General features: G+C 57.8%; 1 protein-coding gene. It reads right to left on the reverse strand.

Going from position 1 to position 842, the window contains the following annotated elements; all coding sequences use genetic code 11:
• A partial coding sequence (locus tag QJ48_RS39610) for a calcium-binding protein (protein WP_369126855.1) occupies positions 1-816 on the reverse strand: 816 nt, incomplete at its 3' end.
• Positions 817-842: the final 26 nt, after the last annotated feature.

The following is an 842-nucleotide window of genomic DNA, read 5'->3' on the forward strand; positions in this document are numbered from 1 at the left end:
GGACTGGGTATGGATCTCTTGCCCTGCCTCGCCATGCGCCATTGCTCCTATCAGCTGGCTCAATTCCGCCCCCCCAACCAAGCTGTCGACTTGATCCGCGGTGAGCTCGGTCCAATTCTGGTCGTACATGCGGTCGACACGATTGGCGGCAGCCGTATACCAATCCTTGAAGGTGAGGCTACCCGATTGGTCGTTAAACGTTGCCACCATATCGTCGCCGATTCGAGCAAAATCGAATTCATCGAAACTCGCTTCATTCAAATACAGCACATCCTCACCATATACGTCGGCGTTGACGACAGTATCGTCTCCTTGCCCACTGCCGTAGTAATACGTGTCGTCACCATCGCCGCCGGCCAAGGTATCGCGGCCACTCCCGCCATACAGCTGGTCACTTCCATCCCCACCAAACAGCACATCGTTACCGGCTCTGCCGAAGAGGGCGTCGTCGCCATCGAGGCCGCGCAGTACATTGTCGCGGTCATTTCCGGACAGCATGTTGCCCAATGCATTGCCTGTGCCGATCGTGGCATTTCCGACCAGGAGCAGCGCTTCAAGGTTGTCGCCTAACGTAAAGTCGATACTGGCCACCACCGTATCGCCGCTGCGGCTGCGATGCTCCCCTGGCACCAGGCGTCCGAAAGGACCCGATTCTGCTCCAGAGGGTTGGGTCGCACTGTTCTCGGTTTGCGATGGTGTCATCGCGATGTCGGTACTCGCTATCGCGAAAGAGCCCTCGCCACTGTCGTCGGCTTCGACCACCACATCGCCAACGCTGTCGACAAAATAAAGATCGTCGCCACCGCCACCTTCCATACGATCGTTTCCGAGCCCACGAGACT

It is taken from the genome of Paenibacillus sp. A3 (assembly GCF_001399685.1).
Classification (GTDB): Bacteria; Bacillota; Bacilli; order Paenibacillales; family NBRC-103111; genus Paenibacillus_G.